Origin of the sequence: Pseudomonas sp. C1C7 (assembly GCF_013359595.1) — a bacterium.
In the GTDB taxonomy this organism is placed as follows: domain Bacteria; phylum Pseudomonadota; class Gammaproteobacteria; order Pseudomonadales; family Pseudomonadaceae; genus Aquipseudomonas.
The window spans coordinates 133,568-158,933 of the sequence record NZ_JABFMP010000008.1; the positions used below are offsets into that span (position 1 = coordinate 133,568).

The window sequence follows — 25,366 nt, forward strand, 5'->3', positions numbered from 1 at the left end:
TCATGGACGTCAATCAGGGCGAGTCGATCCACTTCTGGCAAACCGCGCCATTGGCCGGGATCGAACTGCTGTCGGCGCGCTACATCGACCATCGCTTCGCGCCCCATGTGCACGATGGCTATGTGATCGGCATGATCATGGCCGGCGCCCAGCGCTACCGCTATCGCGGCGCCGAACATCTGGCGGGCAGCGGCACCCTGGTGCTGATCAACCCCGATGAACTGCACACCGGCCACAAGGGCACGGAAGACGGCTGGCTGTATCGGGCGTTTTATCCGGAAAGCGGGCAGATCACGTCTCTGCTGGACGAGCTCGAACTGCCAACCCACCACCTGCCGGCGTTCGGTGCCACGCTTTACCGCGATCCGGACCTGGTCAGCGGTTTCTGCCAATTGCATCGGCTATTGGAAAGCCCGGCCACCGCACTGCAGCAGCAGACCGCTTGGCGTGAACTGACGCTGGCGTTGTTGCAGCGTCATGCGGCGGTGGGCGAAGCCGGCAAGCCGGGCAAGGAACATCGGGCGGTGACCCGAGCCAAGGAGTTGTTGCACGCACAACTGGCAGCGCCGCCTTCGCTGGAAGAGCTGGCGGCGGCGGTCAATCTGTCGCCCTTCCATTTCGCCCGCGTGTTCCGCCGCGCCACCGGCATGCCGCCGCACACCTGGCTGATGCAACAGCGCATCGCCCGGGCGCGAGCCTTGTTGCAAGGGGGGTGTTTGCCGCTGGAAGTCGCGATGCAACTGGGTTTTGCCGACCAGAGCCATCTGAGTCGGCAGTTCAAGCAGGTGTATGGGGTGGGGCCGGGGGCGTATCGCAGCGCCCGGCAATCACTCACAACACATCTCTAAATGTGGGATTTACAGTTACTCCCCGGTAGCGATCCCCCGCGCAGGATCGTTGATCCACTCGCTCCACGAACCGGCATACAACGATCCCAACGGATAACCCGCCAGACACAGCGCGAACAGGTTGTGGCAAGCCGTCACGCCGGAACCGCAGTACGCCACCAGATCATCCGGCGAACGCCCCGCCAGCTTCTGAGCGAACCGCTGCTTGAGCTGATCGGCCGGCAGGAAACGCCCGTCGGCACCCAGGTTGTCGGTGAACGCCGCGCATTGCGCGCCGGGAATATGCCCGGCCACCGGGTCGATCGGCTCGACTTCACCCTTGAAACGCGGCAAAGCGCGGGCATCGATCAAGGTCAGTTCCGGTCGACTCAGGCGTTTCTGCAATTGTTCGGCACTGAGCAGCAGCGAATGGTCCGGGGCTCCGCTGAAGCTGCCACGGGTGATCGTCGGCGCATCCAGGCTCAGCGGCAGACCCGCCCCGTGCCAGGCCTTGAGCCCGCCATCGAGGATGAACACCCCCTCGCGCTTGCCCAGCCACGCCAGCACCCACCAGGCCCGCGCCGCATAGGCACCGGGGCCGTCGTCATACAAAACCACTTCGCTGTCGTTGTTGATGCCCCAGGCCTGCAGACGTTCGATCAGCTCGGCCGGCTCCGGCAACGGGTGTCGGCCGGTCACGCCCTTGACCACCTTCCCGCTCAGATCCCGCTCCAGATCGGCAAAGCTCGCCCCGGCGATATGGCCTTCGGCATAGCTGCGTTGACCGTAATCCGGGTCTTCGAGGGCAAAACGACAATCGAGAATCACCAGCCCCGGCTGGTCCTTTTTCAGGTCCAACGCTTGCGGGCTGATCAACTGCGCAATGGGCATAACGGGCTCCTGTGAATAAACCGGGTCTGGATGCTACTTCACTTTTTAACGCGAGACTTCTTCCAGCGCCTGTGCCAGCGGCACGTAAAACTCTTCGAACAGCGCATTGACCTCATCACGGGCCTGATCGGTGACGAACCCGGCCTCCAGCACCAGCACCTGGTACACGCCGCGCTTGATCGCCTGCTCGCTGAGGTGGCTGGAGTTTTCCCGGGTGGTGCACAGAAAGCGCACCCAGGAAGTGAGGATGATCCAGGCATTGAGGGTCAGGGACTCGATCTGCACCTTGTCCATGGTCAGGATGCCGGCGGCGACGAAGCCCTTGTAGATGGCGGCGCCCTGGATCAGGCAGCGCTGGGAAAAGCGCCGATAACGCGCGGCCAGCTCGCTGTCGCTGTCGAGCAGGTGCTCGAGGTCGCGGTGCAGGAAGCGGTAGCGCCACATCGCCGAGAGCAGTTCCTTGAGGTAGAAACGCTTGTCCTCGACCGTGGCCGCGCGCCCCTGGGGCGGACGCAGGAAGCTGTCCACCAGGCTTTCGTATTCGCTGAACAGCACGGCGATGATCGCCTGCTTGTTGGGGAAGTGGTAGTACAGGTTGCCCGGAGAAATCTCCATATGGGCAGCAATGTGGTTGGTGCTGATGCTGCGCTCGCCCTGTTGATTGAACAGCTCCAGGCTGTTCTGCACGATGCGCTCGCTGGTTTTTATTCGTGGGGCCATGGCTTGAGCTTAAATTCAGAGTGCGTTGACGGGCATCTTACGACCTATCCGGAAATGGATAAAACAAAGCTGCGCCAGTATGTCATTTGACTTTGTAGAGCATAGACTCTAAAAAGTGCTTCATTACAATAAATACGGAGCCGACCATGACTGCTGAAATTTCCTACCTGCAAGATCTGCAGCAACCGCTGGCGGAGCTCCAGGCACAGTTCGAAGCGCAGCGCGCCGCCTATGCCGCCAACCCGATGCCGCCCGCCGCCCAGCGCCTGCAATGGCTCAAGGCGCTGCGCGATCTGCTCGACAGCGAACGCCAGGCCCTGATCGACGCCATCAGCCAGGACTTCAGCAATCGCAGCGCCGATGAAACCCTGCTCGCCGAACTGATGCCCAGCCTGCACGGCATTCATTACGCCAGCAGCCATCTCAAGCGCTGGATGCGCCCGTCGCGACGCAAGGTCGGCGTGGCCTTCCAGCCGGCTTCGGCCAAGGTGGTTTACCAGCCGCTGGGGGTGGTCGGGGTGATCGTGCCGTGGAACTACCCGCTGTATCTGGCCATCGGTCCGCTGGTGGGCGCGCTGTCGGCGGGCAACCGGGTGATGCTCAAGCTCAGTGAATCGACCCCCGCCACGGGACTTCTGATGAAGCAGCTGCTGGCGCGCATCTTCCCCGAAGACCTGGTATGCGTGGTGCTGGGCGAGGCCGATATCGGCGTTGCGTTCTCCAGGCTGCGTTTCGATCACCTGCTGTTCACCGGCGCCACCAGCATCGGCAAGCACGTGATGCGCGCGGCGGCGGAGAACCTGACCCCCGTCACCCTGGAACTGGGCGGCAAGTCCCCGGCCATCGTGTCCCGCGACGTGCCACTCAAGGACGCCGCCGAACGCATCGCTTTCGGCAAGACCCTCAACGCGGGCCAGACCTGCGTCGCCCCTGACTACGTGCTGGTGCCGGACGAACGCATCGGCGAGTTCGTCGAGACCTATCGCCAGGTGGTGCGCGGCTTTTATCCGACACTGGCGGACAACCCGGACTACACCGCCATCATCAATGACCGACAACTGACGCGGCTCAACGGCTACCTGAGCGATGCGACCAGCAAGGGCGCGCTGCTGATTCCGCTGTTCGATCAGGGTCAGGGACGCCGCATGGGGCATAGCCTGCTGCTGAATGTCACCGACGAGATGACGGTGATGCAGGACGAAATCTTCGGCCCGCTGCTGCCGATCGTGCCGTACAAGGATCTCGATCAGGCCTTTGCCTACATCAACCAGCGCCCTCGCCCACTGGCGCTGTATTACTTCGGCTACGACAAACGCGAACAACAGCGCGTGCTCAACGAAACCCATTCCGGCGGCGTGTGCCTGAACGACACTCTGCTTCACGTTGCCCAGGACGACATGCCTTTTGGCGGCATCGGTCCCTCGGGCATGGGCCACTATCACGGTCGCGAGGGCTTCCTGACGTTCAGCAAGGCCAAGAGCGTGCTGGTTAAACAGCGCTTCAACGCGGCGAAACTGATTTATCCGCCCTACGGCAAATCCATTCAGAAGCTGATCCAGAAGCTGTTCATTCGCTAACGCTCAACGCCAACGGATAACAACAATAATGGGCCAAAGCCTGTCCGATACGCCCGCGCTGTCACGGCGCGGCCTGCTCAAATTCAGCCTGGGCGCCAGCGCCTTTCTCGCGACGGCCGGGTTGGGCGCGAGCCTGAGCGGCTGCTCATCGAGCATTCCGGAAAGCGGTTTCGCGGCGCTGCGCGGCGGCGACCTGCTGTTCCTGCGGGCACTGATCCCGGTGATGCTCGACGGCGCGGTGAGCGCCGAGCGCATGCCCGCAGCCGTCGACGGCACCTTGAAAAGCCTGGACTACAACCTCGATCACCTGTCGCCGGAAATGCTCAAGTTGACCCGGCAACTGTTCGACGTGCTGGGCATGGCCGTCACCCGAGGACCGCTGACGGGTATCTGGGGCAGTTGGGAAAATGCCAGCGCCGACGATATCCGGCGGTTTCTCGATCGCTGGGAGAACAGCGCGTTGAGCCTGTTGCGCATGGGGCATAGCTCGTTGGTGCAACTGGTGATGATGGCCTGGTATGGGCGCAGGGAGTCGTGGGCGCATTGCGGGTATCCCGGGCCGCCCACCGTTTAAGGCCGAGTCGCCCTGTTCGCGGGCAAGCCTCGCTCCTACAGGGGGTTGTGTATTCCTTGTAGGAGCGAGGCTTGCCCGCGAAGACGTCAGCCGCCCCACCACACATTCAAAAAATAAGAAGAGAACCCGAAGATGCCCGTACCCGACCCGTTCCGCGAAGGCATGGCCCGTGGCTGGAAAACCCATGACGGCTCGCAACTGACCCAGGACCTGACCCTCGAAGCGGATGTGGCGATCATCGGCAGCGGCGCCGGCGGCGGGACCACGGCGGAAATCCTCAGCGCGGCCGGCTACAAGGTGTTGCTGATCGAAGAAGGCCCGCTCAAGACCAGCAGTGATTTCAAGCTGCTCGAAGACCAGGCCTATAGCAGCCTCTATCAGGAAGGCATCGGCCGCATGAGCAAGGACGGTGCGATCACCATCCTTCAGGGCCGGGCCGTGGGCGGCACCACGCTGATCAACTGGACCTCCAGCTTCCGCACCCCGCAGCAGACCCTGGAACACTGGGCCAAAGAGCACGACGTCAAGGGCCACAGCCCCACGGACATGGCGCCGTGGTTCGAAAAAATGGAGCAGCGCCTGGGCGTCGCCCCCTGGATGGTTCCGCCCAACGCCAACAACGACGTGATCCGCAAGGGCTGCGAACAGCTCGGCTACAGCTGGCATGTCATCCCGCGCAATGTGCGCGGCTGCTGGAACCTGGGTTACTGCGGCATGGGCTGCCCGACCAACGCCAAGCAATCGATGATGGTCACGACCATTCCGGCCACGCTGGAAAAAGGCGGCGAGCTGCTCTACCTGGCGCACGCCGAGAAACTGCTGATCAGCGGCGACAAGGTCACCGGGCTGCAATGCGTGGCGATGGACGCCCGCTGCGTGGAACCTACTGGCCGCAAAGTTACGGTCAAGGCACGGCACTATGTGCTGGCCGGCGGCGGGATCAACAGTCCTGCGCTGCTGCTGCGTTCCGACGCCCCGGACCCGCACAAACGGCTGGGCAAACGGACGTTCCTGCACCTGGTGAACATGTCCGCCGGGCAGTTCGAGGAGGTGATCAACCCGTTCTACGGCGCGCCGCAGTCGATCTACTCCGACCATTTCCAATGGCAGGACGGCACCACCGGACAGATCGGCTACAAACTGGAGGTTCCACCGCTGCACCCGGCGCTGGCCGCGACGCTGCTCGGCGGTTTTGGCCAGGAAAACGCGCAGCACATGGCCAACCTGCCGCACACCCACGCCATGCTCGCGTTGCTGCGCGACGGTTTCCATCCGGACAGCCCCGGCGGCAGCGTCGAGTTGCGCGGCGATGGCTCGCCGGTCCTCGATTACCAGGTTTCACCCTATGTCTGGGACGGTTTGCGCCGGGCTTTCCACAGCATGGCCGAGATCCAGTTCGCCGGTGGCGCCAGGGCGGTGATGCCGATGCACGCCGATGCCGGTTACGTGAAAACCCTGGGCGAAGCACGCCAATTGATCGACGGACTCAGCCTTGAGCTGTACCGCACGCGGCTTGGCAGCGCCCATGTGATGGGTGGCTGCGCCATGGGCGAAGACCCGAAGAACGCCGTGGCAGACAGCCTCGGCCGGCATCATCAGCTGGGCAACCTGTCGATTCACGACGGCTCGCTGTTCCCCACCAGCATTGGCGCAAACCCGCAATTGTCGGTCTACGGACTGACGGCGCAACTGGCGACTTCCCTGGCCGAACGTTTAAAAAACCCATGAAAACGACGAACATTCCCATCGTCTATAGTGCTGACTTACCCAACAGTCGACTTTCCCGACCGGTAAGGCTGCGATACCATCCGACTCCCCAACGCACTCCCGCCAGGACGCCGCGATGAACCGAGTGTTGTACCCAGGTACCTTCGACCCTATAACCAAGGGCCATGGCGATCTGGTCGAACGCGCCTCGCGCCTGTTCGATCACGTGATCATTGCCGTGGCCGCCAGCCCCAAGAAAAACCCGTTGTTCCCCCTGGAACAGCGTGTCGAGCTGGCCCGCGAGGTCACCAAACATTTGCCGAACGTTGAAGTCGTCGGCTTCTCGACCCTGCTGGCGCATTTCGCCAAGGAGCAGAACGCCAACGTGTTCCTGCGTGGTTTGCGCGCGGTGTCGGACTTCGAATACGAGTTCCAGCTGGCCAACATGAACCGGCAACTGGCCCCGGACGTGGAAAGCCTGTTCCTCACGCCGTCCGAGCGTTATTCGTTCATTTCCTCGACGCTGGTGCGCGAAATCGCAGCCCTGGGCGGGGATATCACCAAGTTCGTCCACCCTGCGGTGGCGGACGCCTTGAAAGAACGCTTCAAGAAGTAATACCCGAAAATGCAGGGGCTGCCGGCTCGCAAAGCGCGGCAGCCGCTCGTCTGTCGCCGGCAAGCTGGCTCCCGCAGCGCCAATGCGGCACAATTGCGCGCATTGGTTTATTGCGCCCGGGCCTACCGCCCTGGCTGGAGTTAGCATGTCCCTGATCATCACCGACGATTGCATCAACTGCGACGTCTGCGAACCCGAATGCCCGAACGCCGCCATTTCCCAAGGCGAAGAGATCTACGTGATCGACCCGAACCTGTGCACACAGTGCGTCGGCCACTACGACGAACCGCAGTGCCAGCAGGTCTGCCCGGTGGATTGCATCCCGCTGGACGAGGCTCATCCGGAGACTGAAGAGCAGTTGATGGAGAAGTACCGGAAGATTACCGGTAAGGCTTGAAGCCTTAAAAGATCGCAGCCTTCGGCAACTCCTACCCTGGAATACGTACATCCTGCAGGAGCTGCCGAAGGCTGCGATCTTTTGATTTTGCCTTTCATTCCGTCTGCTCGAACCCCTCCCCGATACACCCCAGACACCGCACGAACGCCGCTTTCGCCGGGTCCACCACCAGCGCCTGCCCTGCATCGCCCACGCCACCGCCCATCGCGGTAAACGGCAACGAGACCACGAACACGCCCGCGCCAAGCACCGTCGCCACCACCAGCAACGGTCGGGCGATCAGCAGGTCGCCGATCATGGCGTACGCCGGTGGGTTATGGATGGTGTAGAGCGGATCGCCGCTGCCGTTGTTGGCCACGGCGCTGGTGCCGACGCTCAACAGCAGAGCGGCGGCGAGGGATTTATACAGCTTCATGGCACGGTCCTTCGGCTGGCAGTCAGAACACTGACTATAGACCGTCAGCCATTCAGGTCTGGCAGCGCGGGCAAAACACGCTGGCGCGCTGCCCGAGTTTCACTTCCCGCAACGTGGTTCCACAGACCTTGCACGGCTCGTCGTTGCGGCCATACACGAACAATTCCTGCTGGAAATATCCGGGCTGCCCGTCACCGCCGATAAAGTCGCGCAACGTAGTGCCGCCGCGCTCGATGGCGGCGGCCAGGATGCGTTTGATCTCGATGGCCAGCTTCAGATAGCGCGCCCGGGAAATGCCCTTGGCTTCGCGGCGCGGGTCGATCCCGGCGGCGAACAGCGCCTCGGTCGCGTAGATGTTGCCGACGCCCACTACCACCGCGTTGTCCATGATGAACGGCTTGACCGCCATCGAACGCCCGCGGGACAGCTGGAACAGGCGCTCGCCGTCGAACAGGTCGGTCAGCGGCTCCGGCCCCAGGCGAATCAGCAGTTCATGGTTGAGCGGATCGAGGCTCCAGAGCATCGCGCCAAAGCGCCGTGGATCGGTGTAGCGCAGGGCCAGGCCGGACTCCAGTTCGATGTCCACATGCTCGTGCTTGGCCGCCGGCAGGCCGACCTCCACCAGACGCAAATTGCCCGACATGCCCAGATGGCTGATCAGGGTGCCGACTTCAGCGTTGATCAACAGGTACTTGGCGCGGCGCTCCACCAGCACGATGCGCTGGCCGGACAGGCGCACATCGAGGTCTTCGGGAATCGGCCAGCGCAGGCGACGGTCACGCACGATCACCCGGCTGACGCGCTGGCCCTCCAGGTGCGGGGCGATGCCGCGACGGGTGGTTTCGACTTCTGGCAATTCAGGCATGGTGACTCTCTAAATCAGCGGTGAGCGCCCAGCTCGCGGATCGTCTGCTTGAGGTTTTCGAAATCGTAATCGGACAGGCCGACGTAATCGAGCACCAGCGGCCCGATGGTTTCCCACTCATGGTCCTCGGTCTGGTTGCCCAGCACCCGGTAGGACGCGCAGATGTGCTCGGCCATCTTCAGGATGCCCAGCAGGTTCTTCAGCGAACTGTTGCGCGAGGACTCGTCGCTGAAGATCGCCAGGGCGTTGTGGTGATTGGCGATGGCGGCCGTGACGTGCTCCGGCAGGCGCCAGGATTTGGCGGTGTAATAGCCGACCACGGCGTGGTTGGTGTTGTAGGCCTGGTTTTCGGTGTCCACTACCCGGCATTCCGGGCCGGCGTTGGCGTAGGCCTGCTCGAGCACCGTCATGTAGTCGGGGAAACGCTGGAGCATCAGCGGCACGCCGCAGTCGTGGAACAGGCCCAGGGCGTAGGCTTCGTCGCCGGCCTGCACGCCGACGCGCTTGGCCAGGGTCAGGCAGGTCATCGCCACGTCCTGGGCGGTGTCCCAGAAACGGCTCAGGGTGACGATGGTTTCATCGTTCATCTCGCCCTTGATCGACTGCGCGTTGATCAGGTTGATGATTGAGCGGCTGCCCAACAGATTCACCGCGCGCTTGATCGAGGCGATCTTGTTGGTCAGGCCGTAATACGGCGAGTTGACGATCTTCAGCAGGGAGCCGGAGAGGCCCGGATCCTGGGAAATCAGTTTGGCAATCACATCCAGATCCGGATCGGGCATGTACTGCTCCATCTGCAGATCCACCATGATCTGCGGTTGGGCAGGCACACTGATGCCTTGCAGGGATTGATGGATCTGTTCTGGAGTCAACTCTTGGGACATAAGTACACACTCTGGGCCAGGCGCAGATTCTAGCTTCTAAAAGTTGGATCCGACATACCAAATCTCCGGTTGGCCTCTCTTCACCACATGTCCAGTGCCGAACCCGCCTGCCCTGCAACGCGCTATACTCCCGCTCTTTTTTTCCGGAGCGACGTCATGTCCCTGTCTAGCCTGCGCCTCAAAGCCAACGCCGACCGTCGTCTGCGCAACGGTCATTTGTGGGTCTACAGCAACGAAATCGATGTAGCCGCTACTCCTTTGCACGGTTTCAAGGCCGGTGATCAGGCGATCCTCGAAGCCGCCGGCGGCAAGCCGCTGGGCATCGTCGCCATGAGCCCGAACAACCTGATCTGCGCCCGCGTGCTATCGCGCGACATCAAGCTGCCGCTGGACAAGTCGCTGCTGGTGCATCGCCTGAACGTGGCGCTGTCGATCCGCGATCGCCTGTTCGACAAGCCGTTCTACCGCCTGGTCTACGGCGACTCCGACCTGCTGCCGGGCCTGGTGGTCGACCGTTTCGGCGACATTCTGGTGGTGCAGATCGCCTCCGCAACCATGGAAGCGCACAAGGACGACGTGATCGCCGCGCTGACCCAGGTGCTCAAGCCTAGCGGCATCCTGTTCAAGAATGACTCGGCTGCCCGCGACGCCGAAGGTCTGGAGCGTTACGTCGACACGGTGTTTGGCGTGGTGCCGGAGTGGGTGGCGCTGGAAGAGAACGGCGTGAAATTCGAAGCCCCGGTCATCCAGGGCCAGAAAACCGGCTGGTTCTACGACCACCGCATGAACCGCGCCCGCCTGGCGCCGTATGCCAAGGGCAAACGCGTACTGGACCTGTACAGCTACATCGGCGGCTGGGGCGTGCAGGCTGCCGCCTTCGGCGCCAGTGAAGTGTTCTGCGTCGATGCCTCGGGCTTCGCTCTGGACGGTGTGGAGCGCAACGCCGCGCTGAACGGCTTCGCCGACAAGATGACCTGCATCGAAGGCGACGTCTTCGAAGCCCTGAAGGAACTGAAGGCCAGCGAAGAACGCTTCGACGTGATCGTCGCCGACCCGCCCGCCTTCATCAAACGCAAGAAAGACATGAAAAACGGCGAAGGCGCCTACCGCCGCCTGAACGAACAAGCCATGCGCCTGCTCACCAAGGACGGCATCCTCGTCAGCGCCTCCTGCTCGATGCACTTGCCGGAAGACGACCTGCAAAACATCCTCCTGACCAGCGCCCGCCACCTGGACCGCAACATCCAGATGCTGGAACGCGGCGGCCAGGGCCCGGATCATCCGGTACATCCGGCCATCCCTGAAACTCGCTACATCAAGAGCATTACTTGCCGGTTGCTCCCCAATAGCTAAACCGCTCGCTGGTTGTAGGAGCGAATCAGTTCGCTCCTACAACAATCTCAGAAAAGCCCTGCAGCACTTCCATTGACTTGACCTCGCCTCAAATGAATCCTCGGTCACCCCTCACGGACCGAGTACACCCCTGAATGAGTCACCTGCCGGGCAATACAGAAAAATCTTCCATCATCCTTCTGTTGATGACGATGACGTTGCTTGCCGTCTTCCCTCTAGACGTCGTCCTCCCTTCCTTCCCTGCCCTCTCTGAACACTTTCGTACCCCTACCGCCAATATCTCCCTTTCCGTCAGTGTCTTTGCCATCGCTCTGGCATTTTCGCTGCTGCTGATCGGGCCTTTATCCGATATGTTCGGCCGTAAAAAATTGCTACTGGGGGGAATTGCACTGGCGACGGCGGGTGCAGCGGGTTGTCTGTTCACGAACGATTACGCATGGTTCCTCAGCTTTCGTGTTGTTCAGGCAGTGGGTTGTGGGGCGTTTGCCTTGTCCCAGGCGCTATTGCAGGATTTGTTCGCCGGTCGAGAGCTGGAGCGGCTGCGGATCTGGATGGCGACTGCCGGGGGTATTTTCATTTCGTGCTCTCCATTGATGGGCACCTGGCTGCAATTGCATCTGGGCTGGCGGGGGAGTTTTTACGTGTTCATCACCCTGGCGGTTATTGTCTGGCTGAGGGCTTGGTTTCTGCTTGAGGAAACTCGCAGCAGCAGTCCGCTGACGAGGCAATTTTTCGGTTCTTATTGGTTGCTCTGCACCGATATTCGATTTATCGGTTACTGGCTCATTTCCGCACTGGCTTTCGCCTGCCATTTCTCGTTCATCGCCATTTCTCCGATTGTGTTCATTGAACAACTGAACCTTTCGCCCTATGACTTCGCCTGGATACTGTCCCTGTATGGTTTGGCCTATGTGGCCGGGGGATTTGTTGCCACCATGCTGCACCGACGGCTGGAAGGCGCCATGCAAATCACTGTCGGCCTGGGTGTTATCGCGCTTTCGGGGCTGGTGATGCTGTGGTTGGCCCGGGTGTCCGGCTTATCCGTTGGCACCGTACTCATTCCGATGCTGATCTGTACCGCCGGCACCACCATCTGCCGGCCCATCGCCAACTCCAGGGCCATGGGCCTTTATCCACAGCACGCCGGCACCGCGACTTCGGCCGGTAGCCTGTTGATTTTCATGTGTGGCGGCCTGATCAGTGCCGTGATCAATGTCGCCTCCGAAAACACGACCACTGCGCTCGGCCTGTGTTTCCTGGTTTTGAGTGCCGCGGGCCTTGTCCTGAATACACTTATCGAACGACAGGATTCGGCGCTGAAATCGAGTTGAGCACTGCCGGTCGTCATCCCGCACGCTTCGTCCACACTGGATCAGCACTTCCCGGCATTCCCTCCAGCCGCCAGCCGTGTAGAATCGCGAACATTCATCGCCAGTCATCCCCGGCGGGTTTATGAGCTCAAGCTGAAGCGCGCGGCGATCCCGCAAAGTTATCGGCAACCTTTGGACACACGGCCATTACCGAGTACTCCAGACGTCAATAGAAGCTCACTTCCCTTTTGATACCTGATTAGCCGCCCGGAGTGCTTCATGCCTGATTACCGCTCGAAAACATCCACCCACGGCCGCAACATGGCCGGTGCCCGCGCACTGTGGCGCGCCACGGGGATGAAAGATGACGACTTCAAAAAGCCGATCATCGCCATTGCCAACTCCTTCACCCAGTTCGTACCGGGCCACGTCCACCTCAAGGACCTGGGCCAACTGGTCGCCCGCGAGATCGAACGCGCTGGCGGTGTCGCCAAGGAATTCAACACCATCGCCGTGGACGACGGCATCGCCATGGGCCACGACGGCATGCTGTATTCGCTGCCGAGCCGCGAGATCATTGCCGACTCCGTCGAGTACATGGTCAACGCCCACTGCGCCGACGCTATTGTCTGCATCTCCAACTGCGACAAGATCACCCCTGGCATGCTGATGGCCGCCCTGCGCCTGAACATCCCGGTGATCTTCGTGTCCGGCGGCCCGATGGAAGCCGGCAAGACCAAACTGGCCAGCCATGGTCTGGACTTGGTCGACGCCATGGTGATCGCCGCCGACTCCAGCGCTTCTGACGAGAAGGTTGCCGAGTACGAGCGCAGCGCCTGCCCGACCTGCGGTTCGTGCTCCGGCATGTTCACCGCCAACTCGATGAACTGCCTGACTGAAGCCCTGGGCCTGGCCTTGCCGGGCAACGGTTCGACCCTGGCCACCCACAGCGACCGCGAGCAGCTGTTCCTGCAGGCCGGCCGTACCATCGTCGAGCTTTGCAAGCGCTACTACGGCGAGAACGATCAGTCGGTGCTGCCGCGCAACATCGCCAACTTCGAAGCCTTCGAAAACGCCATGATGCTCGACATCGCCATGGGCGGTTCGACCAACACCATCCTGCACCTGCTGGCCGCTGCCCAGGAAGCCGAGATCGCTTTCGACCTGCGTGACATCGATCGCCTGTCGCGCAAAGTGCCGCAACTGTGCAAGGTCGCGCCGAACATCCAGAAGTACCACATGGAAGACGTGCACCGTGCCGGCGGGATCTTCAGTATTCTCGGCTCGCTGGCCCGTGGCGGCCTGCTGCACACCCAGCTGCCGACCGTGCACAGCCGCAGCATGGAAGAAGCCATCGCCAAGTGGGACATCACCCAGACCAACGACGAAGCGGTTCACCACTTCTTCAAGGCAGGTCCTGCCGGCATCCCGACGCAGACCGCGTTCAGCCAGTCGACCCGTTGGGACACCCTGGACGACGACCGTGAAAACGGCTGCATCCGTAGCTTTGAGCACGCCTACTCCAAAGAAGGCGGCCTGGCCGTGCTGTACGGCAACATCGCGCTGGATGGTTGCGTGGTGAAAACCGCCGGCGTCGACGAGTCGATCCACGTCTTCGAAGGCAACGCCAAGATCTTCGAAAGCCAGGACAGCGCCGTGCGCGGCATCCTCGCGGACGAAGTGAAGGAAGGCGACATCGTCATCATTCGCTACGAAGGTCCGAAAGGCGGCCCGGGCATGCAGGAAATGCTCTACCCGACCTCGTACCTGAAGTCCAAGGGCCTGGGCAAAGCCTGCGCCCTGCTCACCGACGGCCGTTTCTCCGGCGGTACTTCGGGTCTGTCCATCGGCCACGCTTCGCCTGAAGCCGCTGCCGGTGGCGCGATCGGTCTGGTGAAGGACGGCGACAAGGTGCTGATCGACATTCCGAACCGTTCGATCAACCTGTTGGTCAGCGACGAAGAACTGGCCGCGCGCCGGGTCGAGCAGGACAAGAAGGGCTGGAAACCGGTTGAAGTGCGTCCACGTAAAGTGACCACTGCGCTGAAGGCCTATGCCCTGCTGGCGACCAGCGCCGACAAGGGCGCTGTGCGTAACAAGGCGATGCTGGACGGGCTTTGATGCCTGATCGCTGAACAAAAAATACCCCGCCAAGTGCGGGGTATTTTATTTTCGCCGATCCCCTGTAGGCGCTGCCGAAGACTGCGATCTTTTGATTTTGATGTTTAAAAGCAAGATCAAAAGATCGCAGCCTTCGGCAGCTCCTACAGAGGAATTCAACCAGTCTTACTGGATTTCTTCAGGCTTCACGATCACCCAGTTCTTGTCTGCCGTCACCGCCAGCCCTTCCTTGGCCTGGGCCGCGGCGTTCTTGGCCATCATGCCTTGGATCTGGGTCATGTACTTGTCCTTGCGGTTGACCCACAGGTGGATGCCGCCCTTGGCCACGTCGACGCTGTGGAACAGCATGTAGCCGTCGCTGCTCGGGGTGTCGCCGCCGACCAGGACCGGTTTTTTCCATTCGTCGATGTAGGTCAGGATCGCTGCCTGCTTGCCGGCCATCCAGGTTGCCGGGGTCCACAGGTATGGGGTCAGTTCCAGGCCGAGGTTGGCCTTCTCGTCATATTTGCCGGCGGTGATCTGCTTGCGCGCGGTGGTCAGTTCGCCGGTTTTCGGGTCCTTGAGCAGCAGGGACACGCCGATCACGTTCTGCGGCTTGACGTTGTAGCCGTACTTCGGATCGGACGCGACCATGCGCACCAGCTCTTCGGAAGCGGCGGTCATCACGTAGACCTCGATGCCGTTCTCCATCAGCTTGTTGTACAGCTCTTGCTGGCCGGTGAAGATTTTCGGCGGGTTGACGTCGAGCTTCTTGACCACGTCGCCTTCGTAGTAGGTCGCCGGCACCGGTTTGCCCGAAGCCATCATCTCGTCGACGTAGCCCTTGAGTTCCTTGAGGGTGAAGCCGGAGAACACCTGGGCGACCCATGGGTAGCAGACCATGTCGTCGACTTCGCAGAGACGGTAGTAGTAGCTGAACAGGCTTTCCTTGTGGTCGGCGGTGTCCTTGAACGGAATGAGTTTCAGGGAGGGATCGAGTTTGTCGCGGGTGATCAGGCCCTTGTTTTCCATGAACGGCAGCAACGACTCTTCGAGGTCGTAGCGGTAACTGGTGTTGTCCATGTCGAACACCGCGTAGTTACCCTTGTTGGCGTTGGCCGCGATCATCGCGTCCAGCGCCTTGGCCTGATCGGCGGGCCAGTGCTTCAGGTCCGTGGCGAAGGCCTGGCTGGCAAGGCCGAGGCACAGTGCAGCAGCGAGCAGTTTCGGTGCGAACTTCATCTGCAGATCTCCCTGATTCAAAGAGATCAACGCTAGCAAATCAGTGTGACAGTCCTCGTCTGTCAGCGACCGCCAACACGCCTATCGCGCCAATTGCATCCCGAGAGCGACATGCGCTTATTCCCAAAACGACAGTTTCAAGACGTTTTCGGTATTAATTCATTGGAAATCAAGCTGTTAGGCTTGCCGGTTCGCAGCTGCCCCGCAAGGCAGCTGGCACATGTCTAATGGGAGTTCCAATGAATCTGCCGCTGATTCTCAATCTGTTGGTGTTCCTCGCCCTGCTCCTGGGCCTGGCACAAACCCGCCTCACCAACTGGAGCCTGGCCAGGAAAGTCCTGCTCGCGCTGGTACTCGGCGTGGTGTTCGGTGTCGCGCTGCACACCATTTACGGCACCGGCAACCCGGTGCTGAAGGCGTCGATCGGCTGGTTCGATCTGGTGGGCAACGGTTATGTGCAGTTGCTGCAAATGATCGTCATCCCGCTGGTGTTCGCCTCGATCCTCAGCGCCGTGGCCCGCCTGCACAACGCATCATCGCTGGGCAAAATCAGTTTCCTGACCATCGGCACCCTGCTGTTCACCACCGCCATCGCGGCGCTGATCGGCATCGGCCTGACCAACCTGTTCGGCCTGACCGCCGAAGGCCTGGTGGCCGGCACCCAGGAAATGGCCCGCCTGCAAACCATCCAGACCGACTATGCGGGCAAGGTCGCCGACCTGAATGTGCCGCAATTGCTGCTGTCGTTCATCCCGCAAAACCCGTTCGCCGACCTGGCGCGGGCCAAGCCGACGTCGATCATCAGCGTGGTGATCTTCGCCGCCTTCCTCGGCGTCGCAGCCCTGCAACTGCTGAAGGACGACGCAGAAAAAGGTCAGAAAGTGATCAACGCCATCGACACCCTGCAAGCCTGGGTGATGCGTCTGGTGCGCCTGGTGATGAAGCTGACCCCGTACGGCGTGCTGGCGCTGATGACCAAGGTGGTGGCGGGCTCGAACCTGCAGGACATCATCAAGCTCGGCAGTTTCGTGGTGGTGTCCTACATCGGCCTGGGCCTGATGTTCGTGGTCCACGGCCTGCTGGTGTCCGCCGCCGGGATCAACCCGCTGCGCTTCTTCCGCAAGATCTGGCCGGTGCTGACTTTCGCCTTCACCAGCCGTTCGAGCGCCGCGACCATTCCGTTGAGCATCGAAGCGCAGACCAGCCGCCTGGGCATTCCACAGGCCATCGCCAGTTTCGCCGCCTCGTTCGGCGCGACCATCGGCCAGAACGGTTGCGCCGGCTTGTACCCGGCAATGCTCGCGGTGATGGTGGCGCCCACTGTCGGCATCAACCCGCTGGACCCGCTGTGGATCGCGACGCTGGTGGCGATTGTGACCTTGAGTTCGGCCGGGGTGGCCGGTGTGGGTGGCGGTGCGACCTTCGCCGCACTGATCGTGTTACCGGCGATGGGCTTGCCGGTGTCACTGGTGGCGTTGCTGATTTCGGTTGAGCCGCTGATCGATATGGGGCGCACGGCGTTGAACGTGAGCGGTTCGATCACCGCCGGTGCAATTGCCAGCCAGGCGATGCAGCAGACGGATAAGGCGCTGTTGGAGGCGGATGAGCATTCCGCTTTGGCGCACGCTTAAGTCTTTCAGCGACTGAGCGGGCCCTTCGCGGGCAAGCCCGCTCCCACAGGGATCTTCGGTGTTCACACGATTTGTGATTCACCTTAAACACTGTGGGAGCTGGCTTGCCAGCGATGCTTTTAAGCCCTTTCCCAGACTTCGAAGTTGTACGCCGGCTTGTCACCTTCCGCCGGATTCGGAACATTCGACACCAGTTTCCACTGTTGCTGATCAAACTCCGGAAACCACGCATCCCCTTCCGGGCTCAGCGCCACGCGGGTCAGGTACAGGCGATCGGCCTGGGCCAACCCTTGCGCATACAACTGCGCGCCGCCAATCAGCATCAGCTCATCGACGCCCTGCGCCTTCGCCCATTCTTCGGCGCGGGCCACGGCGGCTTCCAGCGACGGGTAGACCTCGGCGCCTTCGAGCAGCAGACCGGCCTGACGGCTGACCACGATGTTCAAGCGGCCCGGCAGCGGGCGGCCGAGGGAATCCCAGGTCTTGCGACCCATGATGATCGGCTTGCCCAGGGTGGTGGCCTTGAAGTATTTGAAGTCCCCCGGCAGGTGCCAGGGCATGCTGTTGTCGACGCCGATCACGCGGTTTTCACCGAGGGCCGCGATCAGGCTGAGGGGGAGTGATTTAGTCATGCCGGCGAGGATACCAGAGGCGTCCGTACCCCGATAAGCGCCACAGCGGTTATGCTCACAGCTCAATTAAGCGACGGGATGCCGCGTGACTGAACTCAATAACCTCTGGCTCACGGAAACCATTCGCCTGCGCGAAGAGCACGCAGGTCCCCTGGAAGATCTGGAAGCCAATCGCCTGGCCCGCAGCGCCGGCGGCGATCTGCCGACCCGCATTCAACGCCGGGCCCTGTGGCTGGCCGAGCGGGATGGCTTGAGCTGTGCGCTCACCCATTGGCTGCAAGGGGCGCGGCTGGCGCTGCTCGTGCTGGCGGTGCTGGCGGTGGTCAGCGGCGCCGGCCTGGCGTTTGCCGCCCTGGGCGACGGGCAGACGCCGGTCAATGTGTTCTGGGCCCTGGGCAGCCTGCTCGGGCTCAATCTGGTTCTGCTGTTGAGCTGGGCTTGCGGCCTGCTGTTCGCCGGCGAGCACGGCGCCAGCCTCGGCCGCTTGTGGCTGTGGCTCAGCGAAAAACTCGCCCGGGACGCCAAGGCCGCACAACTGGCCCCTGCGTTGCTCCTGATGCTGCAACGGCAGAAACTCAATCGCTGGGCCATCGGCATTCTGGTCAACGGCTTGTGGTTGCTGGCGATGCTCAGCGCGCTGGTGATGCTGCTGACGTTGATGGCCACCCGGCGCTACGGTTTCGTCTGGGAAACCACCATCCTCGGCGGCGACACCTTCGTCGCCCTGACCCAAGGCCTCGGCGCCCTGCCGTCCCTGTTCGGCTTAAGCGTGCCCACGACCGAGATGATCCGCGCCAGTGGCGACGCCGCGCTGAATATCGAAAGCGCACGGCAAGCCTGGGCCGGGTGGCTGGTGGGTGTGCTGCTGGTGTACGGCGTGCTGCCGCGCCTGCTGCTCGCGCTGTTTTGCCTGTGGCGCTGGAAGTCCGGCAAGGCGGCCTTGCACCTGGACCTGAACTTGCCCGGCTACGCGCAACTGCGTGAACGACTGATGCCCACCAGCGAACGCCTGGGCATCAGCGATGCGGCGCCCGAGCAGCTTCATCGGGTGGAAAGCGGCGTCAGCGAGGCCCAAGCCGATGGCGCGCTGCTGGTGGCCATCGAGCTGGACGATCAGCGCCCGTGGCCGCCGCAGTTGCCGAAAAACGTCAGCAACGCCGGCGTTCTCGACAGCCGCGAATCACGGCATAGACTGCTCGAGCAACTGAGCCGCTTCCCTCCGGCCCGACTGGCCATCGCCTGCGATCCCCAGCGCTCGCCGGATCGCGGCAGCCTTGCCTTGATCGCCGAACTGGCCCGCAGCGCCGCGGCCACCCGGGTCTGGCTGCTGCAGGCGCCGCCCGGCGAAGCGCTGGATGCTGACCGCCTCGGCGACTGGCATGCGGCGCTGCAACAGCTGGACATTCCATTCGCCGATAGCGGGCCGCTGAACTGGCTGGAGAGCGGTCATGACTGATGGCAAAAACGCGCCGCTGAAACTGGCCGTGGTCGGCCACACCAACGTCGGCAAAACCTCCCTGCTGCGCACCCTGACCCGCGACGTCGGCTTTGGCGAAGTCTCCCATCGCCCCAGTACCACGCGGCATGTCGAGGGTGCGCGGCTGTCGGTGAACGGCGAGCCGTTGCTCGATCTGTTCGACACGCCGGGCCTTGAAGACGCCATCGCCCTGCTCGAATACCTCGAGCGCGTGGAACGTCCTGGCGAACGCCTTGATGGCCCGGCTCGACTGGCGCGCTTCCTCGATGGCAGCGAGGCGCGGCAGCGCTTCGAACAGGAAGCCAAGGTGCTGCGCCAGTTGCTCACCTGCGATGCCGGTCTCTACGTGATCGATGCCCGCGAACCGGTGCTGGCCAAGTACCGCGATGAGCTGGAAGTGCTGGCCAGCTGCGGCAAACCACTGCTGCCGGTACTGAATTTCGTCAGCAGCGCCAACCACCGCGAACCAGCCTGGCGTGAAGCCCTGGCGCGACTCGGCCTGCATGCGCTGGTGCGTTTCGACAGCGTGGCGCCGCCGGAGGATGGCGAACGTCGACTCTATGAAAGCCTCGCGCTCTTGCTCGAACACGCGCGGCCACAACTGGAGCGGCTGATTGCCGATCAACAGGCGCAACGCCAGGCGCGTCATCAGAGTGCCGGGCGATTGATCGCGGAACTGCTGATCGACTGCGCGGCATGCCGGCGCAGCGTGGCCAGCGAGGCCGAGCAGGAACAGCAGGCCATCAGCGAACTGCGCCAGGCCGTGCGCCAGCGGGAACAGCGCTGTGTCGAAGCCCTGCTCAAGCTCTACGCCTTCCGCCCGCAGGACGCGGCCGCCAGCGATTTGCCGCTGCTCGACGGGCGTTGGGGCGATGATCTGTTCAATCCGGAAACCCTCAAGCAATTGGGCGTGCGGGTTGGCGGCGGGATTGCAGCGGGTGCGGCGGCCGGGGCGGGTGTGGATTTGCTGGTGGGCGGTTTGACCCTCGGTGCTGCTGCACTGGCGGGTGCCATTGCCGGCGGTGCGCTGCAAACAGCGCGCAGTTATGGCAGCCGGTTGCTGGGCAAGATCAAGGGCCAGCGCGAGTTGACGGTCGATGACAGTGTGTTGCGATTGTTGGCGTTGCGCCAACGGCAGTTGCTGCAAGCACTGGAAGCCCGTGGGCATGCGGCGATGGAGAGCATTCAGGTGGCGACGCCCCAGGACAAATCCTGGCGCGAGGGCAAGTTGCCAGAAGCCTTGAACCGAGCGCGAGCGCATCCACAGTGGTCGTCACTCAACGGACAGGCGAAATTGAATCAGGCGGAGCGGCAGGAGCAGGTTGAGGTGTTGGCGCAGCAGTTGTAGCCGTCGAGAAATGTGTTGTTCTGGCCGGCCTCTTCGCGAGCAAGCCCGCACACATTTGACCTTCAGTGAGTCCAAATGTTGGGTTCAACGCAGAACCAATGTGGGAGCGGGCTTGCTCGCGAAAGCAGCCAATCGGTGCAAGGGTTTTACGCCGCCAGCAACCGCAATGCCTTTTCCTTCAAAAGCCCCATATCCATCACTGGCACATGCATCTCCTTGGCCAGCTCATCCCACTGACGCATGCGCAAACTTACTGCGCACAGCGGGTCCTGCTCGAAAGCATCCGCTTCGGCCTCAGTCATCACCCCGCCCTGATATTCCAGGGTTCGGCGGCTGGCTTCGCTCAGGCGCTGGTAATAGCCCGGCTCCCTGAGCGTCAGGTAACGCTTGGCCTGAACGTGGTACTCCACCAGACGCGCCATGCGTTCACTGAAACCCGCGCTACGCAGGTAGTCGGCGCCCAGCCGTTCATGGCTGACCACGCCATACCCGCCCATGTTTTCCGCGTCTTCGGCGCATATATGGCCGATGTCGTGGAAGAACGCGGCGAGCACCACTTCGTCGTCGAAGCCTTCGGCCATGGCGCATTGCGCGGCCTGGGACATGTGCTCGATCTGCGATACCGGCTCGCCGATGTAATCGGCCTCGCCAAAGCGTTCGTACAGGGCGAATACTTTGGCGACGGTTTGTTCGTTGGGGCTCATCAGAAGTCTCTCGATGAAGTGGGATTTGCGTTGAAGGGTAGACCGCTTTCGCGGGCAAGCCCGCTCCCACAGGTTATGTGGGAGCAGGCTTGCCCGCGATGAGGCCCTATAAACCTACAAAGATTTACTTGGCCGCCACTTTCTCGGACTTGCCGTCATAGCGCTTGCGCCACTCGGTCAGGATCTCGTCGCGATTCTTCGAGGCCCAGGCAAAGTCGTTCTTGATCAGGCGCTGCTCGTAATCGGCCGGCAATTCGGTCTGCGGTTTGGCGATGCCCGGCTGGGCGAGTACGGCGAAGTTTTCCTTGTACAGCTCCATTGCCTGCGGGCTGGCCGAGAAGTCGGCGAGTTTCTTCGCCGCTTCTTCATGGGCGGTGCCCTTGATCACGGCAGTCGCTTCGATCTCCCAGCCCAGGCCTTCCTTCGGCAGGATGATGTCCAGTGGCGCGCCCTGGCGCTTCAACTGCACGGCCGGGTATTCGAAGGAAATACCGATCGGGAATTCGCCCGCCGCCGCCAGCTTGCACGGCTTGGAGCCGGAGTGAACGTACTGGCCGATGTTCTGGTGCAGGTCGTCCATGTACTGCCAGCCCTGCTTCTCGCCGAAGGTCTGCAGCCAGGCGCTGACGTCGAGGAAACCGGTGCCGGACGAGGCCGGGTTCGGCATGACGATCTTGCCCTTGTACTCAGGCTTGGTCAGGTCTTGCCAGCTCACCGGCTTGGTCAGGCCCTGTTTCTCGGCTTCGACGGTGTTGAAGCAGATGGTCGCCGCCCAGACGTCCATGCCGACCCAGGCTGGCGGGTTGGCGGCGTCGCGGTAGTTGCCGCCGATCTTGCCCAGGTCCTTCGGTGCGTAGCTTTGCAGCATGCCTTGCTGGTCGAGGATCGCCAGGCTCGAAGCGGCCAGGCCCCACACCGCGTCAGCCTGCGGACGCTCTTTTTCTGCCAGCAGCTTGGCGGTGATGATGCCGGTGGAATCGCGTACCCATTTGATCTCGACGTCCGGGTTGGCTTTCTCGAAGGCTTCCTTGTAGGTCTTCAGCTGTTCGGCTTCGAGGGCGGTGTAGACCGTCAACTCGGTTTTCGCCGCGAAGGCGTTCAGGCTGAAAGCGGTGAGGACAGCAGCGGCCAGGGCCATAGGCTTGAACATGATCTTTTCCTGTTATTGAGTTGAGGACGCTTTGGGTTGGGTGTGCAGCGAATCAATGACCGGGCGCGGTCTGCCGCCAGGCCTGGGAGCGGCGCAGCAAGCCGCGCGAAGCCCCGGCCAGCAGCAGGGACACGCCCGCCGAGGTGAATAGAATCAGGGTCGACATCGCGGCCGCGCCGCCGACGTTGCCGGCGTCGTCCATGTTCAGCACCGCCACCGCCGCGAGGATGGTGTCGGGGCTGTAGAGGAAGATCGCCGCCGAGACGGTGGTCATGGCCGAGACGAACAGGTAGCGCACGATGTCCAGCAGCGCCGGCAGGCAGATCGGCACGGTGACCCGCAGGTAGTGTCGATACAGCGGTGCCTTGAGCGACAGCGCGGCGGCTTCGAACTCCGCGTCGAGTTGGCGCAGGGCCGTGGTGGCAGTCATCTGCGCGGTGGTCAGATAGTGAGCGATGGTGCAGACCACCAGCAGGGTCATGCTCCCGTAGAACACGTGCAGCGGGTTGCCGGTGAGGTTGAAGAAGAAGACGTAACCCAGACCGAGCACCAGCCCCGGCACCGCCATCGGCACGAAGCTGAGCATGCGCAGCGCAAGGTTCAGGCCGCGCTGGCCCCTGGTTTTCTCCATCAGGTACGCCCCGGTGAAGATCAACGCGCTGCCGATCAACGCCGTGTACAAGGCCATCTTCACGCTGTTGCCGTAGGCCAGCCAGCCACCGCCGGCGGTATCGTTGAACTGGTAATGGTTCAGCGACAGCGACAGGTTGTAGGGCCAGAATTTGACCAGCGACGAGAACACCGCCATGCCGAACACCAGCAGCAATGCGGCGCTGATCAGCAGCACGATCGCCATGTAGCAACCGTCACGCAGTTTCGATGGCGCCGGCTTGTAGACCTGCGCCCGACCGCTCATGGAGTCGCCATGACGGCGACGCAGCCAGGCATCGACACCGAAGCTGAACAGCGCCGGCAGCAGCAACACCATGCCGATCAAGGCACCGCGTCCGAACTGCTGCTGACCGACCACGGCCTTGTAGGCTTCCAGCGCCAGCACTTGGTAGTCGCCACCCACGACCACCGGCACGCCGAAGTCGGTGATGGTCAGGGTGAAGACCAGGCAGAACGCGGCGAACACCGCCTGACGGGTGGCCGGCCAGGTGATGCTGCGAAAGGCCTTGGCTGGACTGGCACCCATGCTGGACGCGGCATCGAACAGGCGCGCATCCGCCAGGGACAGGGCTGACAGCAGAATCATCAGAGCGTGCGGGAAGGTGTAGATGACCTCGCCCAAAACGATGCCCCAGAAGCCGTAGATGTTGTCCGACAGCAGTCCGCGCAACATGCCCTGGTTACCGAACAGGTAAACCAGCGCAATGCCCGGCAGCATCGACGGCGCCATCAACGGCAGCAGCGAGATGCCGCGCCAGATGCCTTTGCCCGGAATCAACGTGCGTTGCAGGGCGTAGGCAAACAGGTAGGCCAGCGGTACGACGATGGCCGCGACGCTGAGGGAAACCTTCAGACTGTTGCCCAGCAGCCAGTGGAAGTTGGCACTGGTCACCAGCTCGCGAGCAGCGGCCAGGCCGCCGCCCTGCCCGGCTTCGGCGCTGAAGCCGCGCCAGAAGATCGCCAGCAGCGGCATCAACACGGCGACACCGAGCAGCACCAGCAACAGGACCTTGCCGCCGACCACGAAAATCCGGTCGCCGATCTCGGCACGGGACACCTGTCGTACCTGCTTGCGCGGCATCGGCAGCGCGATGTTCGCGCTCATCAGGCAAACACCTGCAGGCTGCGTGGCGGCAAAGCCACCATGATCTGCTGCGCGCCCAGGCGCGGCATGGCTTCCGGCGCCAGCTCAGCTAGCAGGGCGTGGCCCGGCAAATGATCCAGCTCGAAGCTCATGCGGCAGCGGTTGCCGAGGAAGGTGATCTCGCGAACCTTGGCCGGGAACAGGTTTTCCTCGTGCACCAGCGGATTGACGTTGATCGCTTCCGGACGGCAGAACAGACGGCCCGAAGCGGTCTTGGCGCTGCCGTCGGCCAGGCGCATGTTCATCCCGCCGACCCGGGCATGGCTGTCGCTGCCGCTGTCGAACGGCAGCCAGTTGCCCTGGCCGACGAACTCCGCCACGAACGGTGTGGCCGGACGGTTGTAGATTTCCTGCGGGGTGGCGTACTGCTCGACCTTGCCGTTGTTCATCACGGCGATGCGGTCGGCCATCAGCATGGCCTCGTCCTGGTTGTGGGTGACCATCAGGGTGGTGATGCCCAGTTCCCGTTGCAGCTGGCGCAGCTCGGTGCACAGGTGCTCGCGCACGCGGGCGTCGAGCGCGGACATCGGCTCATCGAGCAAGAGCAATGACGGCGCGGGCGCCAATGCCCGGGCCAATGCGACCCGTTGCTGCTGACCGCCAGACAATTGGCCGGGATACTTTTTCTCACTGCCGCCGAGGCCCACCAGTTCGAGCATCTGCCCGACGCGCTGGCGCACTTCGTCACGACTGGCGTTGGCCAGGCCGTAGGCAATGTTCGCTTCGACCGTGAGGTTGGGAAACAGCGCGTAGGACTGGAACAGAATGCCGTAGTCCCGCGCTTGAGGCGAGAGGTGGGAAACGTCGCGCTCGCCCAGGTACAACTCGCCGCTGTCCTGCTTTTCCAGACCGGCGATGCAGCGCAGCAAGGTGGTCTTGCCACACCCCGAAGGGCCGAGCAGGCACACCAGCTCACCGGCCGCCACGTCGAGGGACACGTTTTCCAGCGCGGTGAAGGCACCGAAACGCTTGTGCACGCCGCGCACTTTCATGGGCGCGCCGGGATTGGTCAGGGCGGTGGCGATCGAGTTGTTCATGGACAGGCCTCATCTAACAGATGCAGGCCATCCTAGAGTTGTAATGCGTCCGTCATATGGCAGTAAGGCAAAAACGGCCGATAGTCGTATTCG

23 protein-coding genes are annotated in these 25,366 nt (G+C 62.4%); 12 read left to right on the plus strand and 11 right to left on the minus strand.

Translation table 11 applies throughout. The features are described from left to right. Positions 1-2 precede the first annotated feature (2 nt). Positions 3-848 carry an AraC family transcriptional regulator gene (locus HNO86_RS09260; RefSeq protein ID WP_175376699.1) on the plus strand — a complete coding sequence of 282 codons (846 nt, stop codon included), beginning with the start codon at positions 3-5 and terminating at the stop codon, positions 846-848. A gap of 15 nt (positions 849-863) precedes the next feature. Here the strand turns inward: HNO86_RS09260 and HNO86_RS09265 are convergent, their stop codons facing one another. Both HNO86_RS09265 and HNO86_RS09270 read right to left on the minus strand, forming a co-directional pair. Next, the gene (locus tag HNO86_RS09265; protein WP_175376700.1) at positions 864-1,718 is read right to left on the minus strand and encodes a sulfurtransferase; all 855 of its coding nucleotides are present in this window, start codon (positions 1,716-1,718) and stop codon (positions 864-866) included. Positions 1,719-1,763: 45 nt separating this feature from the next. Continuing rightward, positions 1,764-2,438 (minus strand): TetR/AcrR family transcriptional regulator, encoded by a 675-nt coding sequence (locus HNO86_RS09270; protein WP_175376701.1) that lies wholly within the window; start codon positions 2,436-2,438, stop codon positions 1,764-1,766. Positions 2,439-2,584: 146 nt separating this feature from the next. Here HNO86_RS09270 and HNO86_RS09275 point away from each other — a divergent pair, with 146 nt between their 5' ends. The 5 genes from HNO86_RS09275 to HNO86_RS09295 all read left to right on the plus strand — a co-directional run bounded on the left by HNO86_RS09275 (position 2,585) and on the right by HNO86_RS09295 (position 7,309). Next, the gene (locus HNO86_RS09275) at positions 2,585-4,015 is read left to right on the plus strand and encodes a coniferyl aldehyde dehydrogenase (protein WP_175376702.1); all 1,431 of its coding nucleotides are present in this window, start codon (positions 2,585-2,587) and stop codon (positions 4,013-4,015) included. 28 nt (positions 4,016-4,043) lie between these two features. Beyond that, the gene (locus HNO86_RS09280) at positions 4,044-4,589 is read left to right on the plus strand and encodes a twin-arginine translocation pathway signal protein (RefSeq protein ID WP_175376703.1); all 546 of its coding nucleotides are present in this window, start codon (positions 4,044-4,046) and stop codon (positions 4,587-4,589) included. A gap of 132 nt (positions 4,590-4,721) precedes the next feature. After that, entirely contained in the window at positions 4,722-6,317 is a 1,596-nt protein-coding gene (locus HNO86_RS09285) for a GMC family oxidoreductase (protein WP_175376704.1), read from the plus strand. A 115-nt stretch (positions 6,318-6,432) separates the two neighbouring features. Then, complete coding sequence (gene coaD, locus HNO86_RS09290) at positions 6,433-6,912, plus strand: pantetheine-phosphate adenylyltransferase (protein ID WP_085723843.1); 480 nt, start codon at positions 6,433-6,435, stop codon at positions 6,910-6,912. A 145-nt stretch (positions 6,913-7,057) separates the two neighbouring features. Then, a complete protein-coding gene (locus HNO86_RS09295; RefSeq protein WP_003195146.1) occupies positions 7,058-7,309 on the plus strand; it encodes a YfhL family 4Fe-4S dicluster ferredoxin in 252 nt (83 codons plus the stop codon). 94 nt (positions 7,310-7,403) lie between these two features. Here the strand turns inward: HNO86_RS09295 and HNO86_RS09300 are convergent, their stop codons facing one another. Genes HNO86_RS09300 through HNO86_RS09310 form a run of 3 tightly spaced genes read right to left on the minus strand, consistent with a single transcriptional unit; the run spans position 7,404 to position 9,419 of the window. Next, on the minus strand, positions 7,404-7,724 hold the full coding sequence (locus HNO86_RS09300) for a multidrug transporter (protein ID WP_175376705.1): 321 nt from the start codon (positions 7,722-7,724) through the stop codon (positions 7,404-7,406). A gap of 52 nt (positions 7,725-7,776) precedes the next feature. After that, complete coding sequence (mutM, locus tag HNO86_RS09305; RefSeq protein WP_175376706.1) at positions 7,777-8,589, minus strand: bifunctional DNA-formamidopyrimidine glycosylase/DNA-(apurinic or apyrimidinic site) lyase; 813 nt, start codon at positions 8,587-8,589, stop codon at positions 7,777-7,779. 14 nt (positions 8,590-8,603) lie between these two features. Continuing rightward, positions 8,604-9,419: an HDOD domain-containing protein gene (locus HNO86_RS09310; RefSeq protein ID WP_175376751.1), complete on the minus strand. Its 816-nt coding sequence runs from the start codon at positions 9,417-9,419 to the stop codon at positions 8,604-8,606. A 210-nt stretch (positions 9,420-9,629) separates the two neighbouring features. On the opposite strand from HNO86_RS09310, the gene HNO86_RS09315 reads away from it, so the two are divergent. From HNO86_RS09315 to ilvD, 3 genes are all read left to right on the plus strand, one after another. Next, positions 9,630-10,826, plus strand: coding sequence for a class I SAM-dependent rRNA methyltransferase (locus HNO86_RS09315; RefSeq protein ID WP_175376707.1), 1,197 nt, complete (start codon positions 9,630-9,632; stop codon positions 10,824-10,826). A gap of 134 nt (positions 10,827-10,960) precedes the next feature. Then, positions 10,961-12,157 (plus strand): MFS transporter, encoded by a 1,197-nt coding sequence (locus HNO86_RS09320; RefSeq protein WP_175376708.1) that lies wholly within the window; start codon positions 10,961-10,963, stop codon positions 12,155-12,157. A gap of 258 nt (positions 12,158-12,415) precedes the next feature. Further along, a complete protein-coding gene (gene ilvD / locus HNO86_RS09325) occupies positions 12,416-14,257 on the plus strand; it encodes a dihydroxy-acid dehydratase (RefSeq protein WP_175376709.1) in 1,842 nt (613 codons plus the stop codon). A 165-nt stretch (positions 14,258-14,422) separates the two neighbouring features. Here ilvD and HNO86_RS09330 read toward each other — a convergent pair whose 3' ends face one another. Continuing rightward, on the minus strand, positions 14,423-15,478 hold the full coding sequence (locus HNO86_RS09330; protein WP_175376710.1) for a haloacid dehalogenase-like hydrolase: 1,056 nt from the start codon (positions 15,476-15,478) through the stop codon (positions 14,423-14,425). Between the two features lie 239 nt (positions 15,479-15,717). Between HNO86_RS09330 and HNO86_RS09335 the strand changes: the two genes are divergently transcribed. Then, complete coding sequence (locus HNO86_RS09335; RefSeq protein ID WP_175376711.1) at positions 15,718-17,109, plus strand: L-cystine transporter; 1,392 nt, start codon at positions 15,718-15,720, stop codon at positions 17,107-17,109. 119 nt (positions 17,110-17,228) lie between these two features. Here the strand turns inward: HNO86_RS09335 and HNO86_RS09340 are convergent, their stop codons facing one another. Continuing rightward, positions 17,229-17,741 (minus strand): dihydrofolate reductase, encoded by a 513-nt coding sequence (locus tag HNO86_RS09340; RefSeq protein ID WP_175376712.1) that lies wholly within the window; start codon positions 17,739-17,741, stop codon positions 17,229-17,231. Positions 17,742-17,826: 85 nt separating this feature from the next. Here HNO86_RS09340 and HNO86_RS09345 point away from each other — a divergent pair, with 85 nt between their 5' ends. Continuing rightward, positions 17,827-19,197: a DUF2868 domain-containing protein gene (locus HNO86_RS09345; RefSeq protein WP_175376713.1), complete on the plus strand. Its 1,371-nt coding sequence runs from the start codon at positions 17,827-17,829 to the stop codon at positions 19,195-19,197. Further along, the gene (locus HNO86_RS09350) at positions 19,190-20,566 is read left to right on the plus strand and encodes a GTPase/DUF3482 domain-containing protein (RefSeq protein ID WP_175376714.1); all 1,377 of its coding nucleotides are present in this window, start codon (positions 19,190-19,192) and stop codon (positions 20,564-20,566) included. The genes HNO86_RS09345 and HNO86_RS09350 overlap by 8 nt, the downstream gene beginning before the upstream one ends. Before the next feature lie 146 nt (positions 20,567-20,712). Here HNO86_RS09350 and HNO86_RS09355 read toward each other — a convergent pair whose 3' ends face one another. From HNO86_RS09355 to HNO86_RS09370, 4 genes are all read right to left on the minus strand, one after another. Further along, the gene (locus HNO86_RS09355) at positions 20,713-21,270 is read right to left on the minus strand and encodes a phosphonate degradation HD-domain oxygenase (protein ID WP_175376715.1); all 558 of its coding nucleotides are present in this window, start codon (positions 21,268-21,270) and stop codon (positions 20,713-20,715) included. 124 nt (positions 21,271-21,394) lie between these two features. Beyond that, positions 21,395-22,420, minus strand: a complete 1,026-nt coding sequence (locus tag HNO86_RS09360; protein WP_175376716.1) for a putative 2-aminoethylphosphonate ABC transporter substrate-binding protein — start codon at positions 22,418-22,420, stop codon at positions 21,395-21,397. Between the two features lie 52 nt (positions 22,421-22,472). Beyond that, a complete protein-coding gene (locus HNO86_RS09365) occupies positions 22,473-24,197 on the minus strand; it encodes a putative 2-aminoethylphosphonate ABC transporter permease subunit (RefSeq protein WP_175376717.1) in 1,725 nt (574 codons plus the stop codon). Continuing rightward, complete coding sequence (locus HNO86_RS09370; protein ID WP_175376718.1) at positions 24,197-25,273, minus strand: putative 2-aminoethylphosphonate ABC transporter ATP-binding protein; 1,077 nt, start codon at positions 25,271-25,273, stop codon at positions 24,197-24,199. The genes HNO86_RS09365 and HNO86_RS09370 overlap by 1 nt, the downstream gene beginning before the upstream one ends. Positions 25,274-25,366 lie beyond the last annotated feature (93 nt).